Genomic DNA, 23,383 nt, shown 5'->3' on the forward strand with positions numbered 1-23,383 from the left:
TCAATATGAAACCAAAATATTTAATATCTACCTTACTAATTCTCCTGATCACTTTAACAAATTGTGATCAGTTCCTGGAAGATACTGAGCTGCAGAATGTTGAGACAGAAGAAAGTGGGATCTACTCGGAGGAGCATGCAGATGAATTAATAGTTGCAATTTATGCAGAATTCAAAGACAGAGACGGGCTGATCGCCTATGGAGGTTTGAATCAACTCGAAATGGCCACACAGGACCTTAAAATGGTACGTGAAGCAAATGCAATGAATAATTTTACCTTCAATAGTTCTTCTGATGAGCCTTCTTTTGCAGGTCTATGGAATGAACTATATGAAGTGATAGGAAGGTGTAATTCAGCCATTGAGATTGTACCACAAACAGAAGCCCCGGAGGCAAAAGTTTCGAGGTATAATTCCGAAGCAAAAGTATTCAGGGCATTGGCATATTACCATTTAATGATGTCTTATAATACCTGCCCGCTGGTACTCGAAACAATTGATCCGGGAGACAGCGAAGGTATGTTAACCGGTGACGCAACAAGAGAAGAGATATACTCTACAATGATTGCAGATCTTGAAGAAGCAATAGCGAATAGCAATTTCCCATGGGAAAAAGATTTATCATCTACAGAAAAAGGTCATATGGGACAAGGAACTGCCCGTACTATTCTTACCTATTTTTATCTGTCCAGGGCATGGGAAAATAATAGTACATCAGACTTTGAAAAAGCCAAAACTTATGCAAAAGAAATCATCGATGATGGAGGATTCTCCTTGGAACCGGTTTTGTGTGATATCTTTTATGATCCATACAATTCAGAAAGTATATTTACAGTAAATGGCTCGAATTCTGCGCTGGGATTAGGCACCCATATCGGCCAATGGTTTGCGCCACTAACTGTTCCTGATGGCGCCGATAGTAAATTTTATGGTGCATGGTTTAAAATGACTATGACTCAAAATTACTATGATGCTATGGAAGACGGAGATGCCAGACGCTATTTCTTAGCCAATCCAAATCATGGAGAAAATACATATTGGGCTCCTGTTTTTATGGGGGGAGATAAATATGGTGGTCCTGTGTTGGTAATCGATGATGTAACTGACGATGTATTTGGACTTCCAACTTATCAAAATGGAAAACCTGCAGGGTCACCTCAAATAAAGCACGATAAACTGTCTTCAGAACCAGGACAAGGAGCAGCAATTATTGTATATCGTTTAGCCGATGTATATCTTTTATACGCGGAAGCCTGTATAAAAACAGGTGAATATGACGAAGCACGAGAATATATTAATAAAGTTCGGGAAAGAGCCAGAAATGCGTGGACTGCTTATATTTCTATTGATGATCCTGATATGCCCGAACATATTGAAGGTGTACCTGCTGATATACCTTCGAGTGTTACAGGAGATGAACTTCTGGAAGTGCTTAAGAATGAGAGAAGGATCGAACTATCTGCTGAACTAAAGCGTGTAATTGATCTGAGAAGATGGAGTCTTGGCGGTGCATCAGATTGGCAAGATGAAGTTAGTATTTCCGGAACCTGGAGTACAAAATTTAAATGGTATCCAAAACCACAGGATGAGATTGATCTTAGTCAAGGAAATATCATTCAGAATCCTGGATACTAATAACGGCAATTATTTGTAATATGTGTTTAATATTGAGTAGGTTAATTTGTTTTGATCTACTCAATATTCACACTTCAATTTTAAACTCATTTTCTTTTAACATTGAATGTCAGAGCGGAGTATGTCTTTGTCTGATAGTTCATTAAATAGCTTGGTTAATGCAAAATAAAGAATTAACACAGTCATCATCCCGTTTGCTGTCGCTGGACTTTTTTCGCGGAGTAACAATGTTTCTTTTGATAGTTGAATTTACCCATTTATACGAGCATTTTGTATCTCCAGGGTTGGAAGGAACATGGCTATATGCAATCGGTACGCAGTTGCATCATCATCCCTGGCATGGTCTTCGGTTTTGGGATCATATTCAGCCATTCTTTATGTTTATTGTTGGAGTGGCAATGCCTCTATCCTACAATAAACGAATAAAAAGAGGCGAGTCGCATCAAACCATATTCCGGCACATTGCTTTGCGTTGTCTTTTATTGCTGGTATTAGGCTGGTGGTTGTATTGTATTCCCGAAGGCAGGATTGTATTTTATATGCAAAATGTATTGGCTCAACTTTCGGTAACAATATTCATTTCTTTTTTGATAATGCAAAAGAAACCGGCCTGGCAGATTTTAATATCGATTGGATTAATAGCATTAACAGAAGTGGTTTACCGTATTTTCTGGGTTGAAGGTTTTAATCAACCATTTACACCCGACAAAAACTTTGGTGCATGGTTCGACATGCTCATTGCAGGGAAGCTTTCCGATGGAAACTGGGTGTCAATCAATGCAATTCCAACAACAGCACATACAATTTGGGGCGTATTGGCTGGAAAATTATTAATGAGTAACAAGACTGATAAATACAAATTGTCTGTTTTGTTCATCGCTGGAGCCGCTGGATTAATAATTGGATACGGACTAAATCCGGTTACGCCAATAATTAAAAGAATTGCCACCTCTTCATTTGTATTTGCAAGTGGGGGCTGGACATTAATTGCTCTTGCGGTTTCGTATTGGATAATCGACATCCTGAAATTCAGAAAGGGAGTATTATTCTTTGCTATCGTTGGAATGAATCCCTTGTTTATTTATTTGTTCGCACATGTTGGAGGCGCTGAACTGGTCTCAGATATTTTTAAACCAATGGCATATTCTCTTTTTGGCTGGACAGGAGATTTAGGCGTTGAAATTATTACATCTGTACTGGCGTCTTTCTTATTGTGGTATATCTGTTATTCATTATACAAGCGTAAAATATTTATAAAAATATAGTAATCGAAAGATGGAAAAAATACAGGGATTTATAGCCCTTAGTATTTTTTATCTTCTGGTTTATAGCTTACTGGCATATTATTTTTGAAATGACAAAAACGAAATTCATATTATATATTCTCTTTTTTTTAGGGGTAATACAACTTAATGCACAACCTGCAAAAGAATTAATCCAGGTAATTGTTTCTCCTGATCACGCAGACTGGACCTACGAAACGGGTGAGAAAGCTGTATTTACAATTTCCGTTTTAAGAAATAGCGTTCCTCTTGATGGCATAGAAGTTAATTTCAGGATTCAACCTGAAAAAATGGATGGTTGGGAGGAAGGTACTGTAAAACTGAAAGATGGAAAAGTAACCCTGAAAGCTATAAAGTTCAATGAGCCCGGCTTTCTGCGTTGCCATGCATCTGTTGAGATAGACGGGAAAACATATTCTTCTTATTCAACAGCGGGATTTTCTCCAAAAGAAATTCAACCCACAACAACCTTACCCGATGATTTTAAAGAATTTTGGGACAAGGGGAAAGAAGAACTTGCAAAAATTCCGGTTAATCCGGTATTAACATTAATGCCCGAACGATGCACAGCTAAAGCAGATGTCTATCAGGTTTGTATTGATAATATCGAAGGGAAAATATATGGCATCCTTTGTAAACCTAAGGCTGAAGGAAAATACCCTGCCATTTTGCATGTCCCGGGTGCCGGAGTTGCCCCTGTAGATGGTGATATCACCGGAGCTGAGAACGGTTTTGTAACTTTTCAGATTGGGATTCATGGAATACCGGTTGACCTTGATCCGAAATTATACACAAGTTTGCGTTACGGAGCACTGAATAACTACTGGACTGCAAACATGGATGACAAAGACCATTATTATTACCGACGCGTTTACCTGGGATGTGTGCGTGCCGTTGATTTTATTGAAACGCTTGATTGTTTCGACGGCGAGAATATTGGTGTAACAGGAGCAAGTCAGGGAGGAGCTCTTTCGATAATTACAGCAGGGCTTGATAAACGTATTGATTATTTGGCGGCATTTGTACCGGCATTGTGCGATTTAACAGGCTTTTTACACGGACGGGCAGGAGGTTGGCCACAAATGTTTCGTGATGATTTCACCAATAAACCCGAAAAAGTTGAGACCTCGAAATATTACGATGCCGTAAACTTTGCCCGCTTTATAAAAGCTCCGGGTTGGTACAGTTGGGGATATAACGATAATGTTTGTCCACCTTCATCAACTTTTTCTGCTTATAATGTAATTCATGCGAAAAAGGAACTGCATGTTTTTCAGGAAACCCGTCACTGGACTTTTCCTGAACAAAGGGAATTAAGAGATGAATGGTTATATAGTCAATTGAAAAATAGTGATGGTAAATGAAGAATTAATAGAACAACATCTTTAATGGAATATTAATTATACCTAATATCATGAATAAGATTATCGTTATTACTTTGTTACTATTTATTTTTTCCTGTTCCGCGGAAAAGAAGTATTTACTACAATCTCCCGATCAAAATCTTCAACTGGAAGTCTTCAACGAAAAAGGAAATATTGCCTTTGATTTGATTGTTCAGAAGGATACAATCCTAAAAAAGTCGCCGATTGGGTTAACAATAAATTCTTTTGATTTTTCGGATAATGTTGTAATTAAAAAATTTGGCAAGACTTCATTTGATGAAACCTGGGAAACCGTAAATGGCAAAAATAAAACAGTCCGTAACCATTATAATGAATACACTTTTGGACTAAGTAAGCCCGGATTGGATTTGAGTTGCAATCTAATTTTCAGGTGTTACGATGACGGATTTGCCTACCGGTATGAGTTAGGTCGCGAATCGTCGGATTCCATTCAAATAAATAAAGAAATAACCACCCTTAATTTCAGCAAAGACTTTAGCTACTGGGCCTATAATGGAGAACATCCCAATCTTGGGCCGGTAAATAGGGCTGACACTTTGATTGGGGAAGTAAGGACTCCCGTTGTTCTGGAATTGAAAGACGATTTATTTATGGGCATTCACGAAGCAGAGATTGTTCATTACGCGCCTTTTAGTCTGAACACGGAAAATAAGTCTTCCGATATCAAATTTAATCTGGAAAAAACAGCAGACCAGAGTGAGTTAAAAACTTCGTGGAGGACATTTATTATAGGAAACACTCCGGGAGAACTGGTTGAATCTGATTTGATTGTTAATCTGAATGAACCTTGTAAAATAGACGACACATCGTGGATAAAACCGGGCAAATCGCTTTGGGACTGGCGTGTGTGGGGCTACAAAGCTGCAGACGGCTTTGAATACGGACTTAATACTGTTTCACACAAACGTTTTATTGATTTCGCCTCTAAAAACAATATTCAATACCTGCTGATAGATGCCGACTGGTATGGCCCTGAATTCAGTTCCGATTCTGATCCGACACAAGCAAGAGAAGGAGTTAATATAGAAGAATGTATGGCGTACGCCAAAGAGAAAGGTGTGGGTGTTATTTTGTATCTCAACGATGTAGGAGCAAAGAAATTTGGCCTGGAACGCGTTTTGAAACAGTTTGCCGAATGGGGAGCTGTTGGTGTTAAATATGGATTTATGCAGGGGGGTTGGCAGGATAAAGTCAGGCATACCCGCGACGTAGTTGAATTGTGTGCCAAATATAAATTGATGGTTGATTTCCACGATGGTCCGGTTCCTCCTAGCGGTGACCGACGAACATATCCAAACCTGGTAACCAAAGAATTTTGCCATGCACAAGCCGATGCAAAACGCTCCTATTTCCCTGAAACAGCAGTTACTTCACCCTTTATAAATATGTTAGCCGGTCCGCTGGATTATACCAATGGTTGGTTCGATTTGAACAATGCACAGTCGAGGGAAAAGGTTTTCCAGGAAATCCCGGGAACAGTTTCTGCCGAAGTTGCCAAATTAATTGTTACGTATTCAGGTTGGATGGTTTTGCCCGATAGTCCGGAAGAATATCTTAAAAAAGATGGTTTGTTTGATTGCATTAGAAAAATGCCTGCACAGTTCGACAGCTTTAAAGTTCTGAATGGAAAAATTGGTGAATACATAACTGTGGCACGTGGTTCTGGCGAAGATTGGTTTGTCGGCTCATTAACCAACCGCGATTCCAGAACGCTTGAGCTTGATCTCAGTTTTCTTGAAGATGGGCAAAAATATAAGGCAACTATTTATTCTGATACGAAAGACACCCATTTCCTTACAAATAAAGAATCGTACATGGTTAACGAAATGGAAGTTGACAGCAGCCTAAAACTTGATGTTTTCCTGGTGCCGGGTGGTGGTTGTGCAGTAAATATTGAGAAAATTAACGATGGGAAATAGAGGATTTAATGCAATTATAAAATGAATAAAAAGTCAATATTTTTTACTGTTTTAATACTGCTTATAAGTATAACCATTTTCGCAAAAGGCAATATCTCTGCAAATGAAATAAAGCCTTTTCGGGTGGCTGTTGTTATTGGTGACCAATGGAAAGATCCTTCGAGTTATCTGGTGTCAACAAAGGGATCAGATGAAACCCAACCTGCCGGTGTTGCTACGAAACCATCATCCACCGATTTCCATCAATTGGCTGAGTTACTTAAATCATGGAGTATCCCTTTTGATGTTATCCGGCTCGATCAGCAATTTCTCGACAGATACATGTTCCTCGATATGTATGATAATCCAAAGTACGGGGCAATTATCTGGGATGTAAATCAAAGCGATAAACTGTTGAGTCCTGATTATTCAATAATTACGGAAATGGTAAAAGATTATCATATGGGATTGATAGCCCTTTGCGACCGAATTGCACAACCGGAAATACAAAACTTATTAGGGATAAAATATATTGGCAGTTGGCGAAACAGAGCTTTTCTGGTGCTTGCAAACGAGCACTTTTTAACCAAAGATGTTGAATCTCCGCTTACGATTAATGATGAAATTGATGGCTACAGGAAACGAGAGCAGGTTACTTGTGAGGAAGGCACAACTGTAATTGCGACGCAGGATGGAATGCCACAGATAACTGCCAGAGAACTTTCTTCTGATACCCGTACCGTTTGGATTGGAAACGATCCTGATTTTCTTTTTTCTTTTGATGGAATTCGCACCATTTTACGAAATGCAATAACCTGGACCATCGGTTATACCATTTACAAAACCTACCCGAATGAAATTATCATGATTATGGATGATCCGGGAGGCAGCCAGAATCTTTATCTCGATAGTTGGAAATACCCGGAACTAACAGAATCCGAAATTCGGGAACATTTGATAAAACCTTTGCAAGAACATAATGCTGTACTTAATGTCAATTTTGTGCCGGCTATTGTAAATGAAAAGAAAGGCAGACTGGAACCCAGCTGGGCACAACAGTTTACCGATGATTTCGGCAACAAACAAGACTATGTTTCTTCGAAAAAGGGTTTCGATTATGGAATAAGCGAGGGAGTATTTGAAGTAATGTGCCACGGACTGACCCACATGCAACCCGATTTGGTTTCAGAGCCCGGATGGTACGGAGCAGACCTTGAAAAAGAAAAGGCAGAAGTTGGGTGGTACCGTGAGTTTGGAGACGTTCGCAGAAATAAGGAAATCCCTGCAGCTGAACAGCGTTGGCGCATGGAAACCTCGCTTGATTGGATTATTGAACAGTTTGGAGTGGTGCCTCTGGAGTTTTGTCCAGGCGGTGGCGCACAGTCGCGTACATTTTTTAATAATACCTGTTGTCTTGCCGGAAAACTTGGTTTTGGCTGGTACGGATGGGGGCAAGGCTATTTGGGAAAAGACATGGTAATTCCTGACTGGCAATTTTCAGGGAAAGAATCGCCTTTGGTAGTAGGCAGTTTGCCAAACGGCCACGATTACGGGATAACCTATGCTCCGGAAGAATTTGTAAAGATCTTTACAAAATATCCTGATGCAAGGTTTATCAGCGTCAATGAATTTATTGGTTATTTACATACCCAAACGTGCGGACAGTGGAACTCTTCTGAAAAATTAACCATTTCCCTTTCATACGATGCTCATTACTGCCAGTATTTTAAAAATCATAAAACAGCCTGGAACCTGGAATTTGCCGACTGGCTGATTCGCGAAAAAGGTTCTCCCCAAATTCATATTGACGGAAAAGAAACTGATGCGTTATCCAAAACAATTGAAGTGAAGCCCGGATTGGACGAGCACACTATTGAAGTTGAATTTCACAAATAAGGATTTATCAACGAAAGAAATAATTGTAACCAAATAAGTTTAATGGAATGATCTTATCAACTAAATATTTATTTAAGAATACCTGTAAAATCACTTGTCTCCTGTTCTCATTTTTTATCTTACATTCTTTTAATGGAATTGCCGGGGAGATACACTATAATATATGCGATTTTGGGGCAGTTGGTGATGGTCAAGCCTTATGTACCGATGCTTTTAATAAAGCGATTGATAAATGCAATGCTGACGGTGGAGGTACGGTAATTGTGCCCCGGGGAATATTTAAAAGCGGTACAATCGTTTTGAAAACTAATGTTAACCTTCATCTTGAAATGGGGGCAACAATTTCAGCCAGTACGAATCATGCTGATTTCCCTCGTCAAAAACAACCAGAATATCGTTCTCAAAAAGATCCCGGTGGTTGGTATGCCTTAATTTATGCCGAAGGTGCAAGTAATATTGCCGTTACTGGATTTGGTACTATTGAAGGAAATGGAAAAGAACAAACTCCGGCACCGGATCACACTCTGGATGGGGATCGTGATGGGCGGGTACGTAATCTCTTGTTTATTTCCTGTAATCAGGTTCGGATTGAAGGCATAAAAATGAGAAACTCCGGTATCTGGAACCAACATTTTTTAAATTGTGAAGATGTGATTGTTGACAGGATCAATGTTTATAATCATGCGAATGAAAACAACGATGCAATCGACATTGATGGTTGTCGCAGGTTTGTACTTTCAAACTCAATCCTCGATTCGGAAGATGATTGTATCGTATTAAAAAGTACAGGAATTGCACCAGCTGAGGATATCGTAATAACGAATTGTATTACTTCGAGTTATTGCAATGCCATAAAATTAGGAACAGAGTCAACCGGCGGATATCGTAATATTTCTATTAGCAATTGTGTGGTGAGGCCAAGTCGGTCTTCTGCCTCTGTTTATAAAACAAATCCCAAAATAGGTATATGTGGTATTGCTCTCGGAGTTACTGACGGAGGTGTGATGGAAGGGATAACAATTAGTAATATTACAATCAGTGGAACAGAATGCCCTTTCTTTATTCGTTTGGCAAACAGAGCCCGTAAACATGTCGAGAATGCACCGGAACCTCCAATTGGGCATATCCGAAATATATCGATTTCTAATATTACGGCATTCGATTGTGGAAATACAACAAGTTCAATAACAGCTATTCCCGGGTGTGCTATTGAAAATATAAATATAAATAATGTGCAGATTTATAATTCCGGGGGATTAAAAAGCGGGGGTTATATTGTTGATTACAAGGATGTAACAGAAGATGAAAAAGGATATCCCGAAGGTACAGGTTGGGGCAATCTGCCAGCCTCAACTTTTTTTATCCGTCATGTAAAGAACTTGGCCATTAACAATTTAATGTTTGGAAGCGACCAGCCGGATCCACGGATTCCGATTATTGCCATTGATGTTGAGAACATGCAGATTAATAAAACCATTTATGCCGGAGATGAAAATAAAAACACGCTTATAGTACTTGATCAGGTTCGTGATTTTTCTATTGAAAAACCTCAGGGTTGGGACAATGATAAATATATCAAACAAATAGACTGATCTAAGTATTTTTTGAAAATCTTAATGAGCCAACTATCCGATACAACAGACAATTCAGAGAATAATAAATGAAATATAAAACACAACAATTTAGAATATAATGATTAGTACAAGAAAAATTTTAGTCGGACTTTCTGTAATAGTAGTTTATCTCTTAACCACTGTTACAGTAGTCGAAGCTCATAAATACTCTCAGACTATAGCTGAAAATCAAGTTGATACAACACGTTTGTTACTCATCGGGAATAGCTTTTCTCATAATTCAACAAAATATTTAGCAGAACTTGCAGAAGAAGCCGGTTTCCCGTTGGTGTATGACCTGGCAACATTCGGAAGCGGTTCGATGCAGCAACATTGCGATTGGGCGAAGCTGGCTGAAGACGACCCTCAAAATCCCAAAGGAAAACCTTACCACGGAAAATCATTGAAAGAAATGTTAGCTAGTCAAAAGTGGGATATTGTCAGCATTCAGCAGGTTTCAATACTTAGCGGCGATGCGAATACTTACCGGCCATATGCGCAAAAACTTTATTCCATAATAAAAGAGATTCAGCCGGATACAAAAGTTGTAATGCTGGAAACCTGGGCTTACCGCGAAGATGCAGACGGTTATGCACAAATTGCTGAAAACAAACATGCGAAAAGCAGCAAAATGATGTATAAAAAATTAAAAAAGGCATATACAACAATTGCATCAGAACTTAATGTGGAGTTGCTTCCGGTTGGCGATGCATTTTATAAAGTGAGTAAAAGCAAAGAATGGAAGTACGATGGAGACAAGTCGTTTGATATGGAAAAAGCAGTATTTCCAGAACTGCCAAAACAGAAAAATTCGATGCATAACGGGTATTTCTGGGATGACGATAAAAACATTCATTTCGACACACATCATGCCAGCGAAGCAGGCCGTTATTTAGGCTCATTAATCTGGTATGCATATTTAACCGGTAATTCTCCCAAAGAGCTCGATTATGTGCCGGATTGTGTTCCTAAAGACTTTGCAGAATACCTTAAAGAAGTGGCTGCATCTGTTTCAAAGAAATAATAACATCAGAAAGAAAATTAAATCGTAATACAATGAAAAGAAATTTAATTTTAATAATCCTGTTTTTGCTTTGTTGTGGAGGAATGGTAAAAGGGCAGGATGATGCCAGTGTCGTTTTTTTACATCATTCAACAGGTGGCATTATAAGTGGAAAAGGACATGTTGCCGATTCTATTCAGGCGTATAACATACGAAACGGAACCGACTATTTGTATGTGGATAAAGCTTATCCGAATAAACCATATGGCTGGGCTAATTATGCTTATGATTACTGGAATCTCTGGATAAACGGTTACGGAAAACAATACAAAGGTCAGGAAAACTACCCCAATGTTGCATCCCTTGAAGACATTTGTAAGGATTACGATGTCATTATCTTTAAACATTGTTATCCCGGAGCTGATATATTGGAAGATACCGGTCACCCGGATATTACTTCGGACCGAAAAAGTCTGGAAAACTATAAATTACAATTTCGGACTTTAAGAGATAAATTCCAGGAATTTCCTGATAAAGACTTTGTTGTTTGGACATTGGTTCCCCGCCATCGTTTAGTGCCTGATGCGCCTGAAAATGCACAGCGAGCCAAAAAATTTGTTGACTGGGTTAAAAATGAGTGGTTAACGGAAAATGGCAAAACATACGATAATATCCATGTTTTTGATTATTTCTCGTTAGCTGCAGAGCTAGATAAAAATGTGAAAGCTCCCAGGGTTCCCTACTGTTTGAAATACGATTATGAAATAGATCATAACGATGATAATTCGCATCCCAATGAACTGGCTGCGCAGGAAATCGGGCCTCAATTCTATGAGTTCATAATCGATGTTTTAAAAAGCAGGTAAAAGAAATCCAACTATGATAAAAGCAATATTCATCATTCTTATTGCAGTTTTATTTGCATCGTGTAATTCTTCAAAAGAGAAAAACACCACAGAGAATTTCTACGATAAACTGTCGGAACAAATGAGTATTCTGGAAAAGAAAACTGCTAATCCGACAAAAGTGCCCAGAACGATTACACCTGACGGAGAATATCGTTTAGTCGGGTATACTGACTGGACCAGTGGTTTTTCGGGAGGCTCGTATTGGTACCTGTATGAATTGACTGGCGATGAAAACTGGAAAGAAAAAGCAATTGAAAATACGCTGAAAACTGATAGCGCAAAATATATGACCAGCACCCACGATCTTGGTTTTATGGTCTATTGTAGCTATGGAAATGCATACAGAACAACAGGAGAAAATAAATACCGGGATGTAATTATTCAGGCCTCCGAGTCCTTGATTACCCGCTTTGATCCGGTTACAGAATGTATTCGTTCATGGGATTTTAATAAGTGGCAATATCCGGTTATTATCGACAACATGATGAACCTGGAAATGCTATTTTTTGCATCAAAAGAAACCGGAGACCCTAAATATAAAGATATTGCAATTAAACATGCGAATAAAACGCTTGCCAACCATTTTCGTGAAGATATGAGTTCGTACCATCTGGTTGATTATGACACGATCACAGGGCAAGCCATTAAAAAACAAACCCATCAGGGCTTAAGAGACGACTCGTCGTGGGCGCGCGGGCAGGCATGGGGACTGTACGGATATACACTTTGTTATCGTGAAACCAAAGATCAAAAGTACTTGGATGCAGCGGTAAAAATTGCCGATTATATCTTATCAAATTTACCTGAAGATAGGATTTCTTACTGGGATTACAATGATCCCAAAATCCCAAACACTTATCGTGATGCATCTGCCGCAGCAGTTACTGCATCGGCATTATACGAGCTAAGTAAATACACAAATGACAAATATTTTGTTCAGGCAGAGGCGATTATAAAAAGTCTTTCTTCTGATAAATATTTAGCTGCAATCGGAACAAACAAAGGTTTCCTTCTAAAACATTCAGTTGGAAACTATCCTGCCAATTCAGAAATAGATTTTCCGCTTAATTATGCGGATTATTATTACCTGGAAGCTTTAAAACGAAAAAGAGATTATTAATTGAAAAAGGTTATGAAAATGAAGAAGATTGTAAGTTCTCTCTTACTTATTTTAATGATTGTTTCCCTTTCCTGTTCACGTAAAAATGTAACAGTGAAAATAAATTCAATAGATGTTGACGCACCTTTTGAAATGCCTGCAATAAAAGTTCCGGATTTTAGTGATTGTAAAGAATTTAATATTTGTGATTATGGTGCAGAGCCCGGAAACAAGGAAAAAACATCGCTGGCGATTAACAAAGCCATTGAGTGTTCAAACAAGATTGGAGGGGGAAAAGTAATTATTCCCGAAGGAGAATGGCTGGTTGGAAAAATACATTTTAAGAGTAACGTCAACCTGCATCTTGAAAAGGGCGCTGTCTTACTTTTTTCAGATGATCCGAATGATTACCTGCCACCTGTACAATCTACCTGGGAAGGCCTAGAATGTTATAACTATTCGCCATTAATTTATGCGTTTATGTGTGAAAATATTGCCATCACCGGCGAGGGGATATTGGAGGCTAAAATGGATGTGTGGAAAGTTTGGTTTGAAAGGCCTCCTTCACATATGCGAAATTCGGTGCGTTTATACAATATGGGCGCAAAAGATATCCCGATTGAAGAGCGTCAAATGGCAAATGATTCTGCCCGTTTCCGTCCTCATTTTATTCAGTTTAACCGTTGCGAAAATGTATTAATGGATGGTGTTTCAGTACAAGACAGTCCGTTCTGGACGATCCATCCTTTCATGTCCAAAAATGTCGTTATCAGAAATGTAAAGGAATATGCACACGGGCATAATAACGACGGCATTGATCCCGAAATGAGTCAGAATGTATTAATTGAAAACTGTGTGTTCGACCAGGGAGATGATGCTATTGCTGTAAAATCGGGCAGGAACCAGGATGCGTGGCGTTTAAATACACCTACCAAAAACCTTGTAATACGAAACTGTACCGTAAAAAATGGCCACCAGTTGCTGGCAATAGGGAGTGAACTCTCAGGAGGAATTGAAAATGTGTATATGACCAATTGTATCATTGCTGACAGCGCTGATGTACGCAACCTGGTTTACATTAAAACCAATGAACGAAGAGGAGGTTATGTTAAAAATATTTATGTGGAAAACATAAAAATTGGCAAAATATCAAGAGGGATAATCGAGATAGATACAGATGTGCTTTATCAGTGGCGTGACCTGGTTCCAACATACGAAAGAAGATTGACTGAAATTAAAGATGTTTTCCTGAAAAATATTGATGCAAACAATGTTCAATTTATCTCCAAAATTAATGGTACAGAGGAACTTCCTGTTGAAAATATAACCCTGACAAATATTAAAGCTGATGTTGTAAGGGATCAGGATTTAATAAATAAAAACGCCCTGAATTTTAAGATTAACTAAACCATTTAACAGCAAATATCATGAGCAATAAACTACTATTCCTTTTTCAGATTATTCTGATCAGCTTAGCTACTGCACCTGGAATTGCTTTTGCCCAATCTACAGATTCAAATTCTTTACCTAAAGAAAATCAGCAGCAATGGAAACAAATGCACAAATCCAAGAAACAGTCTTTGAAAGACTTTAATGATGCTAAGTTCGGCATGTTCATTCACTGGGGATTATATTCGAAACCTGCCGGGATTTGGAAAGGAGAAAAAATAAAAGGCCTTGGTGAATGGATTATGTACCATGCCGAGATTCCAAGAGATGAATACCGGGACATTGCAAAAGATTTTAATCCTGAAAAATTTGATGCAAAAGAATGGGTGAGTTGTGCAAAACAGGCAGGCATGAAATATATTGTAGCCATGCCCAAACACCACGATGGTTTTGCCATGTACGGCTCAAAAGTTTCCGATTACAACATTGTTGATGCCACACCTTTTGGTCGCGATCCCATGAAAGAATTGTATAACGAATGTAAAAAGCAGGGCATAAGATTTGGTATTTATTATTCGCATTCCATCGACTGGATGGATGGCGGCGATGCCGGTTATGCGCAAAAGATGAAGGAAGACCCAACAAATGAGGACCATTATGGAGCAAATCTGTGGGATCCGTCACCTAATACTTACACCGAATATCAGGAAAAGAAAGCAAAACCTCAGATGCGGGAATTGTTGAAGAAATTCCCCGATCTTTTTGAAATCTGGTACGATTTTCCTCGGTTTATGAACAGTCAGCAAAGTTTTGATTTTTACAAATTAGCTTATGAATTTCAACCTAAATGCCTTGTGAATAGCAGGGTTGGAAATCATCTTGGCGACTTTAAAACGGCGGGTGACAATCAAATACCAACTTCAGTTACAACTGATTATCCGGCCTGGGAAACTCCGGGCACACTCAACAATACCTGGGGTATAAAAAGTTACGATACCGACTGGAAATCGAACGACGAATTATTGTATTGGATAACCGAAATTACCAGCAAAGGCGGAAATTACCTTTTAAATGTTGGCCCAACAGCCGAAGGATTATTCCCCGAAGAAAGTATAAAACAATTGAAAGAAATTGGGGAGTGGATGTCGGTAAATGGTGAAGCGGTTTACGGAACAACAAGATGGAGAGTAAGGCACGAAGGGCCATATAGCGTAGAAATGAAAAGTACCACAGATCGTGAAAAAGAAGGTTTTAATGCCGGTTTTACATCAGAAGATTTCTGGTTCTCGCAAAAAGACAATGCTATTTATGTTACCAGTTTAAAATGGCCGGAGGACAAAAATATTCTGATAAGATCATTTGACGGTTCACAGGAAAAAATTAAAAAAGTGACTTTGTTGGGCAACAAAAGCAAACTGAAATGGGAACAGGATTCTGATGGTTTAAAAGTGAATTTACCAGCCAAACACCCACATGCAAAAGGTTATGCTTTGAAGATAGTTTTAGATAAATAACAAACAGACAGCTAAGAGATTTAAGACCAGTAATAAAACCAGTTATATTTTGAAAATCATGAGAATATTTAAGAGTGGATTAATTTTATTTTTATTATCAGGTGTTTGCAACGTTGTCCTTGGACAGAAATCAGAGCAATTTCCCTTTATAAACGAGAACTACAAATCATTTCAATTTTGTAATAAAGAGGCAAAACTTATTATCTCCAAAGAAACCGGACAAATCCAGGTTGCCGGTAACGATGGAAAAATACATTATTCGGAATACCGAAAACCATCGTTCTTAATCAACGACCAATGGGTTACTCCGAACGATTTTAAAATACTTGAAACGGTGGATAATAACAAAGTTGTTTTATCAGTACTCCCAACAAAGGAATATCAAATCAAATTATCAATAGAACGAGCTTCAACATATGGTTTTTCGTTGAAGTATTATTTAGATGAAGGAAATTTCTCAGAAATAAAAGGAACAGTAAAGTTAAATCCGGTTGAGGAAATTTACGGTTTTGGCGAGAGCTGGAACGGACACCTGGCGCAGCGGGGACAGAAAATTAAAATATGGGATAAAGGCGGCACCCCCGATGAATGTGCCTGGATGCCTTATTTTGTTTCCACCAATAATTACACATTTTCAATCGATTACGGAGGTGAGGTTAATTTTGATGTTGGTCAGCTAAAATCAGATGAATTAACGTTTGATTTATCTGCCAGTGAATTGTCATACACAATTTTGATTGGAGAAAATCTGGCATCATCAGTACAAAATTTTGTTGCCCTGCATGGAATGCCGTCGAAACCACCCCGGTGGTCGTTCGAACCCTGGTTTTGGTTAATGTCAGATCCTGATATTCCTGATGGACGTCCTTCGACATTACGTGGTTATCAAAATCTTGAAATGGTAAAAAAGTTGAAGGAGATGAATATTCCGGTGGGTGTTACCTGGTTTGAACCACCGTGGCAGGATGCAAGAACTTCTTTTATTCCCAATACTGAATTTACACCGGACTTAAAAGGTTTGATAAAAGAGTTGGATGATCTTGGTGTAAAAACGTTAGCGTGGACAGTTCCTTATACGAATCCGGAAGCGTCGAATTATGCAGAAGCAGTAGAAAAACGCTACCTGGTGAGAAAAGCGAATAGTGAAAGGGATAAAGGTAAAGTTAAAATCAGTAAGTCGGGTGAGCTGGCTGGAACGTATTATAATTTTATCGATTATTTTAATCCGGAAGCCAGTACCTGGTGGCAAAAGCAAATTGAACAGGCCATCGATCTCGGATTAAAAGGATTTAAACTTGACGCAGGTCAGGGGCTACCTAATGATGCTATTTTGTATGAAGGAAGAGAAGGTAAGGATGTGCATAATTCCTATGCACTGGAATATAACCGTGTGTTTCATGAAGTCCTGAGTAAAAAAATGGGCGATGACTTTTTGATGATTCCGCGTGCTGCATGGATTGGTTCGTGGGCACAAACAAACTCTAAATGGCCCGGGGATTTAAGTGCTAGTTTTGCAGCTAATGGCCTGCCTTCATCAGTATTATCTTCTCTGTCTCTTTCATTTAGCGGAATTCCTTTTGTTTCTACTGATATCGGTGGATTTGAAGGACGGCCGTCACCCGATAATGTCTGGATACGATGGGCTCAGTTTGGGGCATTTTTGCCCGGCATGCAAACATTAAATATGCCCTGGTGGTATCCCGAGGAGTTAATGGATCATTTCCGTTATCTGGCATGGTTGCATACCGATTTGATTCCCTACTGGGAAACGCTTGCAAATTTAGCCCATAAGGATGGTACTCCTATTTGCAAACCATTGGTTTTCGATTATCAGAAGGACCAAAACACATGGAGAGTTGAAAATGAATTCACTGTAGGTGAATATATTTTAGTGGCTCCGTTTACGGATGAAAGACCTTATCGTGACGTTTATCTGCCAGAAGGTACCTGGTTCGATTTCTGGAACGAAGATGTAAAATATGACGGAAAAACGACACTCAATTGGGGCGACGAAGAATTTACAAGAAAATGGGAATTCCCGGTCTTTGTGAAGGAAGGAGCTGTTATTCCGCTCGAAATTAAAAATGATGTAATCGGCTTTGGAAATGAATACTCAAGCGAATTTATTACGCTTGCCATATGGCCCGAAGCAGAAGCCGAGAATAAATTCATATTAAATGACAGGGAAGGGGAAGTTCCGATTGTAACAAACTGGAAAAATAAAAACGAACTCAAAATTTCGTGGACTGATTCATCTAAAGATTATTTGTTACGCGTTCATTTAAGCGAAAATATCACTCCCGAAAAAATCTATTCGGGCAATCAACAATTACAATACTCAAATAGCTACGAAGCCTTTTGTAAAGCGAAATCAAATGTTTGCTTTTTCGACGGGGAGTCAAACAATCTGTGGGTTAAAGCAATAAACAAAAAGAATATAGGACTTATAAAAGTCGAATTGAAATAGAAAATGTATGAGATGAATTTATATCAACTAATCATATTATTCACAGCCTTTGTCATTTTTACAAAAGCAGGTAATGCACAACAGAGGATAAACAAAGAAACTAAACCACCCAATATTGTATTTATTTTGCTGGATGACCTGGGATATGGGGATCTTTCATGTCAAGGCGGTAAAGACATTTATACCCCGAATATTGATAATCTTTTCGAAGAGGGAATAAAATTTAATAATTTTTATGCCAATAGCCCATGTTGTTCGCCTACTCGTGCAGCTTTAATGACAGGACGTTTCCCTGATATGGTTGGAGTCCCCGGACTAGTTCGCTCCAAGAAGGAAGCCAATTGGGGCTATTTACTGCCCGGTGTAAAATCGCTTCCTGAGATGTTAAAAAAAGTGGGTTACCATACTGCTATTGTTGGCAAATGGAATTTGGGGCTGGAATCTCCTAATTTGCCGAATGATAAAGGTTTCGATTTTTTTCATGGCTTTTTGGATGATATGATGGATGATTACTGGACGCATCTGAGACAAGGGGAAAACTATATGCGGTTCAATAAAGATGAAGTTAATCCGCAGGGACATGCAACAGATATTTTCTCGGATTGGTCCATTGATTATATTCGAAATGAGACCAAGCAAGAAAAACCATTTTTCCTTTATCTTGCCTATAATGCACCACATTTCCCTATACAACCTCCTGAAGAATGGCTGGATAAAGTAAAAAAAAGGGAGAAAAATATTGAAGAAAAACGAGCAAAAAATGTGGCTTTGGTTGAACATCTTGACCATGGAATAGGAAGAGTTATTAAGGCATTAAAAGAAGCTAATCAATATGAAAATACAATTATCATTTTTTCCTCAGATAATGGGGGATTATTATCAGTTGCTGCGTCTAATGGCAATCTGAGAGGAGGGAAAACGGATATGTATGAAGGAGGTATTAAAGTTCCAACCTGTATGGTCTGGAAAAATAAAATTAAGCCAGGTTCTAAAACCAATGTATTGGGGCTTACCATGGACTTCTATCCTACGCTATGTAAAATAGCGGGAGTTGAAATAGAACATGAAATTGATGGAATTGACTTAAATCCGTTAATTTCTGAGGAAAACCAGAAGGCTGTTGATAGAATGGTATTTTTTATGCGTAGAGACGGATATGACATAGGCGGCTTATGTTATTATGCCATGAGAAAAGGTCAATACAAACTTGTGCAAAATCGTCCTTTTGAAGAGTTGCAGTTGTTTAATACTGAGGTTGACCCAAAAGAAGAAAAGCCATTGGGTGATTCAGATCAACTATTTCGCAAGTTAAGATATGAATTGTCTCAACATATCCGCTACGCAGGTTCAATCCCATGGGAAAAGAAATCCTCAGAATAAGGTGTTTATAGGCTAACATTTTTTTAGATAGAATTTTAGATGAAAGTAGTTAATATCTTCGAAATAGTTATGAAAAACTTTTTCTACGCAGCGTTTGCGATTATTATTACTATAGTTAATACCAATGCTCAAACAACAAACAACAAAGTAAACACATCTCAATGGGAAGGAAAAAAGGTTGCCTTTTTAGGGGACTCAATGACCGAAAAATGGGATCCTGAAAATAAAATGTATTGGGAATACCTGACCGACTGGTTGCAAATTGAACCATTCGTATATGGAGTTAATGGAGATCAGTGGAGTGGCATATATAACCAGGCGAAGAAATTGCGTGCTGAAAGAGGAGTAGATATCGATGCGATTATCATTTTTGCAGGAACCAACGATTATAATGCCAACTTGCCTTTAGGGAAGTTTTTCGATGAAAAACTGGCCGAAACAAATCATAACGGAAAAATTGTTTTACGGAAATATAGAACGTTGATTGAAAACGATACGACATTCTGTGGTCGGATTAACAAAGTTATTTCTTACCTAAAAACAAATTTCCCTGACCAGCAAATTATTATTATGACTCCTATACACAGGGGGTATGCGAAATTTGGAGACAAAAATATTCAACCTGAAGAAAGCTTTGCGAATGACTTAGGTTTTTTTATCAATGGTTACGTAAATACTTTAAAAGAAGCATCAAGTTTGTGGTCTGTTCCTATTTTCGATTTATTTGCCGATAGCGGATTATATCCGATGAAAGAATCTCAGATAAAGTATTTTAAAAATGAGAAAACAGACATGTTACATATAGGAAGTCTTGGAAATTTTCGATTGGCAAAAACGATACAATTTCAATTGCTGAGTTTGCCATCAACATTTGTAATTGATAAATAGACAGCATACATTATGAAACCGATATTAATAATTATACTGGTACTTAGTTTTTATTCAGCAGCATTTGCCCAGCAGGGTAAAGTTGTTGAATCCCTTGAGTTTGAAAGCAAAATTGTCAACTATCCTGTTAAATATTCAATCTATTTTCCACCTGATTATGAAACATCGAACAGAAATTATCCTGTTTTGTATTTGCTGCATGGCTATTCCGATGATGATACAGGCTGGATTCAATACGGTGAAGCCAATATGACTGCTGACAAAGGAATTAAAAATGGTGACTTTGCTCCGTGCATAATTGTTATGCCTGACGGAAAACTTACCTGGTATAGTAACGCTTTTGACGGGAGTGATTCGTGGGAAGATATGTTTATACAGGAATTTATTCCGTTTATTGAATCGAATTATAGAATTCGGAGTCAGAAGCGATTTAGAGCCATTGCCGGCCTTTCGATGGGGGGAAATGGTGCCTTGTTTTTGGCGATGCATCATTCCGAGCTGTTCTCTTCCTGCGTTGCCTTAAGTGCAGCTACATTTACAGATGAGGAAATCTCAGATTCCGAAAAAAACGACCATTTTTTTGGAAATCTTTATGGTCCAAAGCCCGCAAATGGTGTAAGTGATTACTGGAAAAAATATTGCCCTTTACATATTATGGATAACACTGATCTGGAGAAAATTAAATCGGTTCATTATTATTTGGATTGTGGTGATGATGATTTTTTATACAAGGGAAATGCTGCTTTGCATGTAAAAATGAGAGATTTAGATATTCCACATGAATTTAGAATGAGAAACGGAGGACATTCGTGGGAGTATTGGCGAGTTGGTTTATACGATGGCCTGAAATTTATTTCACAATCCTTTCATAAATAAATAGCAAGCACGAGTTGTTTGATTTAAAGTAGTTGTTTACTTATGAAGAAGAATCTATTATTAATCATTTTTAGCTGGTCATGTTTATGTCTGACCGCACAAGTACAAAAAAATGAAACTCTTCCTCTAACGCAAGACGGGAAGTTTGTTTTAGGATGTAATTACTGGGCATCTCATGCCGGCACCAATATGTGGAATGATTGGCGCCCTGATGTAATTGACGAAGATCTGAAACAGATTTCAGAGGCTGGACTCCAGGTTATTCGTGTTTTCCCGATTTGGCCCGACTTTCAACCCATTTATCAGTATTATGGTGCGAAGGGTAATTTACAGGAAATACGGTTTAAAGATGGTCCGTTACCAGGCACCGGTCCCGGAAAAGACGGGGTTAGTGTAGTGCAACTCGACCATTTCAGGCAATTTGCAGATTTAGCAGAAAAGCACAATATTAAATTAATTGTAGGTTTAGTTACCGGCTGGATGAGTGGGCAACTTTTTATTCCTCCGGCACTGGAAGGAAGAAGAATTTTGTCGGATCCTGTTTCGATTATGTGGCAGGTGAAATTTGTACGAAACATGGTGCACGAATTCAAAAATCATTCGGCAATTGCAGCCTGGGATTTAGGAAATGAGTGCAATGTGATGGAATCGATGGAAAACTCGGAGGCTGCTTATGTTTGGACAGCTTCTATTGTAAATGCCATAAAAGCCGAAGATCAAAGCCGCCCGGTTGTATCGGGGATGCATAGCTTAAGTTGCGGTAGTAATGCGACCTGGCGCATTCAGGATCAGGCTGAATTGACAGATCTTCTTACCACTCATCCTTATCCATTTTGGTCGCCTCATACAAACCAGGATCCATCGAATACAATACGAACGATAATGCACTCAGCTGCCGAAACCCGCTTTTATGGCGACGTTGGAGGTAAACCATGTTTAGTGGAAGAAATAGGAATTATGGGACTCATGGAGGCGAACGAGCAGACCAAAACGGAGTTTCTTCGTTCTATTTTGTTTAATAATTGGGCGAACAATTGCCACGGCGTTTTGTGGTGGTGTGCTTACGACCAAAACCAACTCGATTTTACACCTTACGAATGGTACGCAGTAGAGCGCGATCTTGGCCTTTTTAAAACCGACCGTTCGCCCAAACCCGTTGTTGGTGAATTGCAAAAATTTCGAAAGTTTATCGATGGTCTTCCCTTTGATTCTCTGCCACCACACAAAAAAGAAGCGGTTTGTATTCTCACCGACGGACAGGATCAGTGGGGAGCTGCATATTCAACTTACATTCTGGCAAAACAGGCAGGATTTGATATTGAATTTCAGTATGGTAACCAACCGTTAAAAGAGGCTCCTTTGTATATTATGCCGTCGATAAAAGGACTTACCCTCATTAACCGCAAAGAATGGTTAAGTATCCTCGACAAAGTGAAAAATGGAGCCACACTTTATGTTTCTTTCGACCTGGGTTTTCTTTCTCCCTTTGTTGAGCCGGCCGGTATTGATATTGTATCAAGTCAAAACCGAACCGAAGCGGCAGGTTTTATTTCGAACGACGGCAGCATTAAAACGTTCTCGATGGGAGCCAGCCGGAAGTTAAAAGTAAAACCTTCAACGGCAACAGTATTGGCTCACGAAAAAGATGGTAATCCTATTTTTACTGTAAATGATTATGGCAAAGGGAAAATCTATTTCCTGGGTTTCCCGATGGAAATGAATTTAACGAATACGCCGTCCGGTTTTACAGAAAATGCTCCGGAATGCTGGAAAGTTTATCAACGTATTGCTGATGAATTAATTGAGAAAAACCGTCTGGTAAGGAAAAATGATCCTTATATAGGAATTACCGAGCATAAACTTGCTGATGGCAGCATGGTTATTGTTTTGGTCAACTACAGTCCGGAAGACAAGAATGTGGAATTAACCATAAAAAACGGATGGAAAATAAAAAAAGCAATTTACGGAAAAGCTTCTGAGGATTCTAAGGTTTCAATTCCTGCGAATGATGCTTTTGTTCTTTTTTTATCTCAGGAATAAACTTAGTCGAAAGTGAATTTTTTACTGATTAATTATAAAATAATGACATAAAAATTATTGAACAAGGGAGTTAATAAACAATTCAATAA

Annotated in this window: 16 protein-coding genes; all 16 read left to right on the plus strand. The window is 38.6% G+C overall.

Annotated elements, in window-relative coordinates:
* The first annotated feature begins 5 nt into the window (after positions 1-5).
* The 16 genes from SLH46_RS10560 (at position 6) to SLH46_RS10635 (ending at position 23,294) form a co-directional block, all read left to right on the plus strand.
* The gene (locus SLH46_RS10560) at positions 6-1,634 is read left to right on the plus strand and encodes a RagB/SusD family nutrient uptake outer membrane protein (RefSeq protein ID WP_320281152.1); all 1,629 of its coding nucleotides are present in this window, start codon (positions 6-8) and stop codon (positions 1,632-1,634) included.
* A gap of 158 nt (positions 1,635-1,792) precedes the next feature.
* A complete protein-coding gene (locus SLH46_RS10565) occupies positions 1,793-2,899 on the plus strand; it encodes an acyltransferase family protein (RefSeq protein ID WP_320281153.1) in 1,107 nt (368 codons plus the stop codon).
* An 89-nt stretch (positions 2,900-2,988) separates the two neighbouring features.
* Positions 2,989-4,281 carry an acetylxylan esterase gene (locus tag SLH46_RS10570; RefSeq protein WP_320281154.1) on the plus strand — a complete coding sequence of 431 codons (1,293 nt, stop codon included), beginning with the start codon at positions 2,989-2,991 and terminating at the stop codon, positions 4,279-4,281.
* Positions 4,282-4,331: 50 nt separating this feature from the next.
* Positions 4,332-6,242, plus strand: a complete 1,911-nt coding sequence (locus SLH46_RS10575) for a glycoside hydrolase family 97 protein (protein ID WP_320281155.1) — start codon at positions 4,332-4,334, stop codon at positions 6,240-6,242.
* A 21-nt stretch (positions 6,243-6,263) separates the two neighbouring features.
* Positions 6,264-8,117, plus strand: a complete 1,854-nt coding sequence (locus tag SLH46_RS10580; protein ID WP_320281156.1) for a hypothetical protein — start codon at positions 6,264-6,266, stop codon at positions 8,115-8,117.
* Positions 8,118-8,164: 47 nt separating this feature from the next.
* The gene (locus SLH46_RS10585; protein WP_320281157.1) at positions 8,165-9,709 is read left to right on the plus strand and encodes a glycoside hydrolase family 28 protein; all 1,545 of its coding nucleotides are present in this window, start codon (positions 8,165-8,167) and stop codon (positions 9,707-9,709) included.
* 100 nt (positions 9,710-9,809) lie between these two features.
* Positions 9,810-10,754 carry a DUF4886 domain-containing protein gene (locus SLH46_RS10590; protein WP_320281158.1) on the plus strand — a complete coding sequence of 315 codons (945 nt, stop codon included), beginning with the start codon at positions 9,810-9,812 and terminating at the stop codon, positions 10,752-10,754.
* 32 nt (positions 10,755-10,786) lie between these two features.
* On the plus strand, positions 10,787-11,599 hold the full coding sequence (locus tag SLH46_RS10595; RefSeq protein ID WP_320281159.1) for a hypothetical protein: 813 nt from the start codon (positions 10,787-10,789) through the stop codon (positions 11,597-11,599).
* A gap of 13 nt (positions 11,600-11,612) precedes the next feature.
* On the plus strand, positions 11,613-12,761 hold the full coding sequence (locus SLH46_RS10600; RefSeq protein ID WP_320281160.1) for a glycoside hydrolase family 88 protein: 1,149 nt from the start codon (positions 11,613-11,615) through the stop codon (positions 12,759-12,761).
* An 18-nt stretch (positions 12,762-12,779) separates the two neighbouring features.
* Complete coding sequence (locus SLH46_RS10605) at positions 12,780-14,147, plus strand: glycoside hydrolase family 28 protein (RefSeq protein WP_320281161.1); 1,368 nt, start codon at positions 12,780-12,782, stop codon at positions 14,145-14,147.
* A gap of 20 nt (positions 14,148-14,167) precedes the next feature.
* Positions 14,168-15,643 (plus strand): alpha-L-fucosidase, encoded by a 1,476-nt coding sequence (locus SLH46_RS10610; protein WP_320281162.1) that lies wholly within the window; start codon positions 14,168-14,170, stop codon positions 15,641-15,643.
* A 58-nt stretch (positions 15,644-15,701) separates the two neighbouring features.
* Positions 15,702-18,110 (plus strand): TIM-barrel domain-containing protein, encoded by a 2,409-nt coding sequence (locus SLH46_RS10615; protein WP_320281163.1) that lies wholly within the window; start codon positions 15,702-15,704, stop codon positions 18,108-18,110.
* Between the two features lie 12 nt (positions 18,111-18,122).
* Positions 18,123-19,490 carry a sulfatase family protein gene (locus SLH46_RS10620; RefSeq protein ID WP_320281164.1) on the plus strand — a complete coding sequence of 456 codons (1,368 nt, stop codon included), beginning with the start codon at positions 18,123-18,125 and terminating at the stop codon, positions 19,488-19,490.
* Between the two features lie 69 nt (positions 19,491-19,559).
* The gene (locus SLH46_RS10625) at positions 19,560-20,378 is read left to right on the plus strand and encodes an SGNH/GDSL hydrolase family protein (protein WP_320281165.1); all 819 of its coding nucleotides are present in this window, start codon (positions 19,560-19,562) and stop codon (positions 20,376-20,378) included.
* Between the two features lie 12 nt (positions 20,379-20,390).
* Positions 20,391-21,254: an alpha/beta hydrolase gene (locus SLH46_RS10630; RefSeq protein ID WP_320281166.1), complete on the plus strand. Its 864-nt coding sequence runs from the start codon at positions 20,391-20,393 to the stop codon at positions 21,252-21,254.
* A 42-nt stretch (positions 21,255-21,296) separates the two neighbouring features.
* Positions 21,297-23,294 carry a glycoside hydrolase family 2 TIM barrel-domain containing protein gene (locus SLH46_RS10635; protein WP_320281167.1) on the plus strand — a complete coding sequence of 666 codons (1,998 nt, stop codon included), beginning with the start codon at positions 21,297-21,299 and terminating at the stop codon, positions 23,292-23,294.
* Positions 23,295-23,383 lie beyond the last annotated feature (89 nt).

This window comes from Draconibacterium sp. IB214405 (genome assembly GCF_033963885.1).
GTDB lineage: Bacteria > Bacteroidota > Bacteroidia > Bacteroidales > Prolixibacteraceae > Draconibacterium.

Excerpts from the sequence above, each read along its gene's own strand:
- SLH46_RS10560 (WP_320281152.1), top strand. The coding sequence starts at position 6 with ATGAAACCAAAATATTTAATATCTACCTTACTAATTCTCCTGATCACT.
- SLH46_RS10565 (WP_320281153.1), top strand. The coding sequence starts at position 1,793 with ATGCAAAATAAAGAATTAACACAGTCATCATCCCGTTTGCTGTCGCTG.
- SLH46_RS10570 (WP_320281154.1), top strand. The coding sequence starts at position 2,989 with ATGACAAAAACGAAATTCATATTATATATTCTCTTTTTTTTAGGGGTA.
- SLH46_RS10575 (WP_320281155.1), top strand. The coding sequence starts at position 4,332 with ATGAATAAGATTATCGTTATTACTTTGTTACTATTTATTTTTTCCTGT.
- SLH46_RS10580 (WP_320281156.1), top strand. The coding sequence starts at position 6,264 with ATGAATAAAAAGTCAATATTTTTTACTGTTTTAATACTGCTTATAAGT.
- SLH46_RS10585 (WP_320281157.1), top strand. The coding sequence starts at position 8,165 with ATGATCTTATCAACTAAATATTTATTTAAGAATACCTGTAAAATCACT.
- SLH46_RS10590 (WP_320281158.1), top strand. The coding sequence starts at position 9,810 with ATGATTAGTACAAGAAAAATTTTAGTCGGACTTTCTGTAATAGTAGTT.
- SLH46_RS10595 (WP_320281159.1), top strand. The coding sequence starts at position 10,787 with ATGAAAAGAAATTTAATTTTAATAATCCTGTTTTTGCTTTGTTGTGGA.
- SLH46_RS10600 (WP_320281160.1), top strand. The coding sequence starts at position 11,613 with ATGATAAAAGCAATATTCATCATTCTTATTGCAGTTTTATTTGCATCG.
- SLH46_RS10605 (WP_320281161.1), top strand. The coding sequence starts at position 12,780 with ATGAAGAAGATTGTAAGTTCTCTCTTACTTATTTTAATGATTGTTTCC.
- SLH46_RS10610 (WP_320281162.1), top strand. The coding sequence starts at position 14,168 with ATGAGCAATAAACTACTATTCCTTTTTCAGATTATTCTGATCAGCTTA.
- SLH46_RS10615 (WP_320281163.1), top strand. The coding sequence starts at position 15,702 with ATGAGAATATTTAAGAGTGGATTAATTTTATTTTTATTATCAGGTGTT.
- SLH46_RS10620 (WP_320281164.1), top strand. The coding sequence starts at position 18,123 with ATGAATTTATATCAACTAATCATATTATTCACAGCCTTTGTCATTTTT.
- SLH46_RS10625 (WP_320281165.1), top strand. The coding sequence starts at position 19,560 with ATGAAAAACTTTTTCTACGCAGCGTTTGCGATTATTATTACTATAGTT.
- SLH46_RS10630 (WP_320281166.1), top strand. The coding sequence starts at position 20,391 with ATGAAACCGATATTAATAATTATACTGGTACTTAGTTTTTATTCAGCA.
- SLH46_RS10635 (WP_320281167.1), top strand. The coding sequence starts at position 21,297 with ATGAAGAAGAATCTATTATTAATCATTTTTAGCTGGTCATGTTTATGT.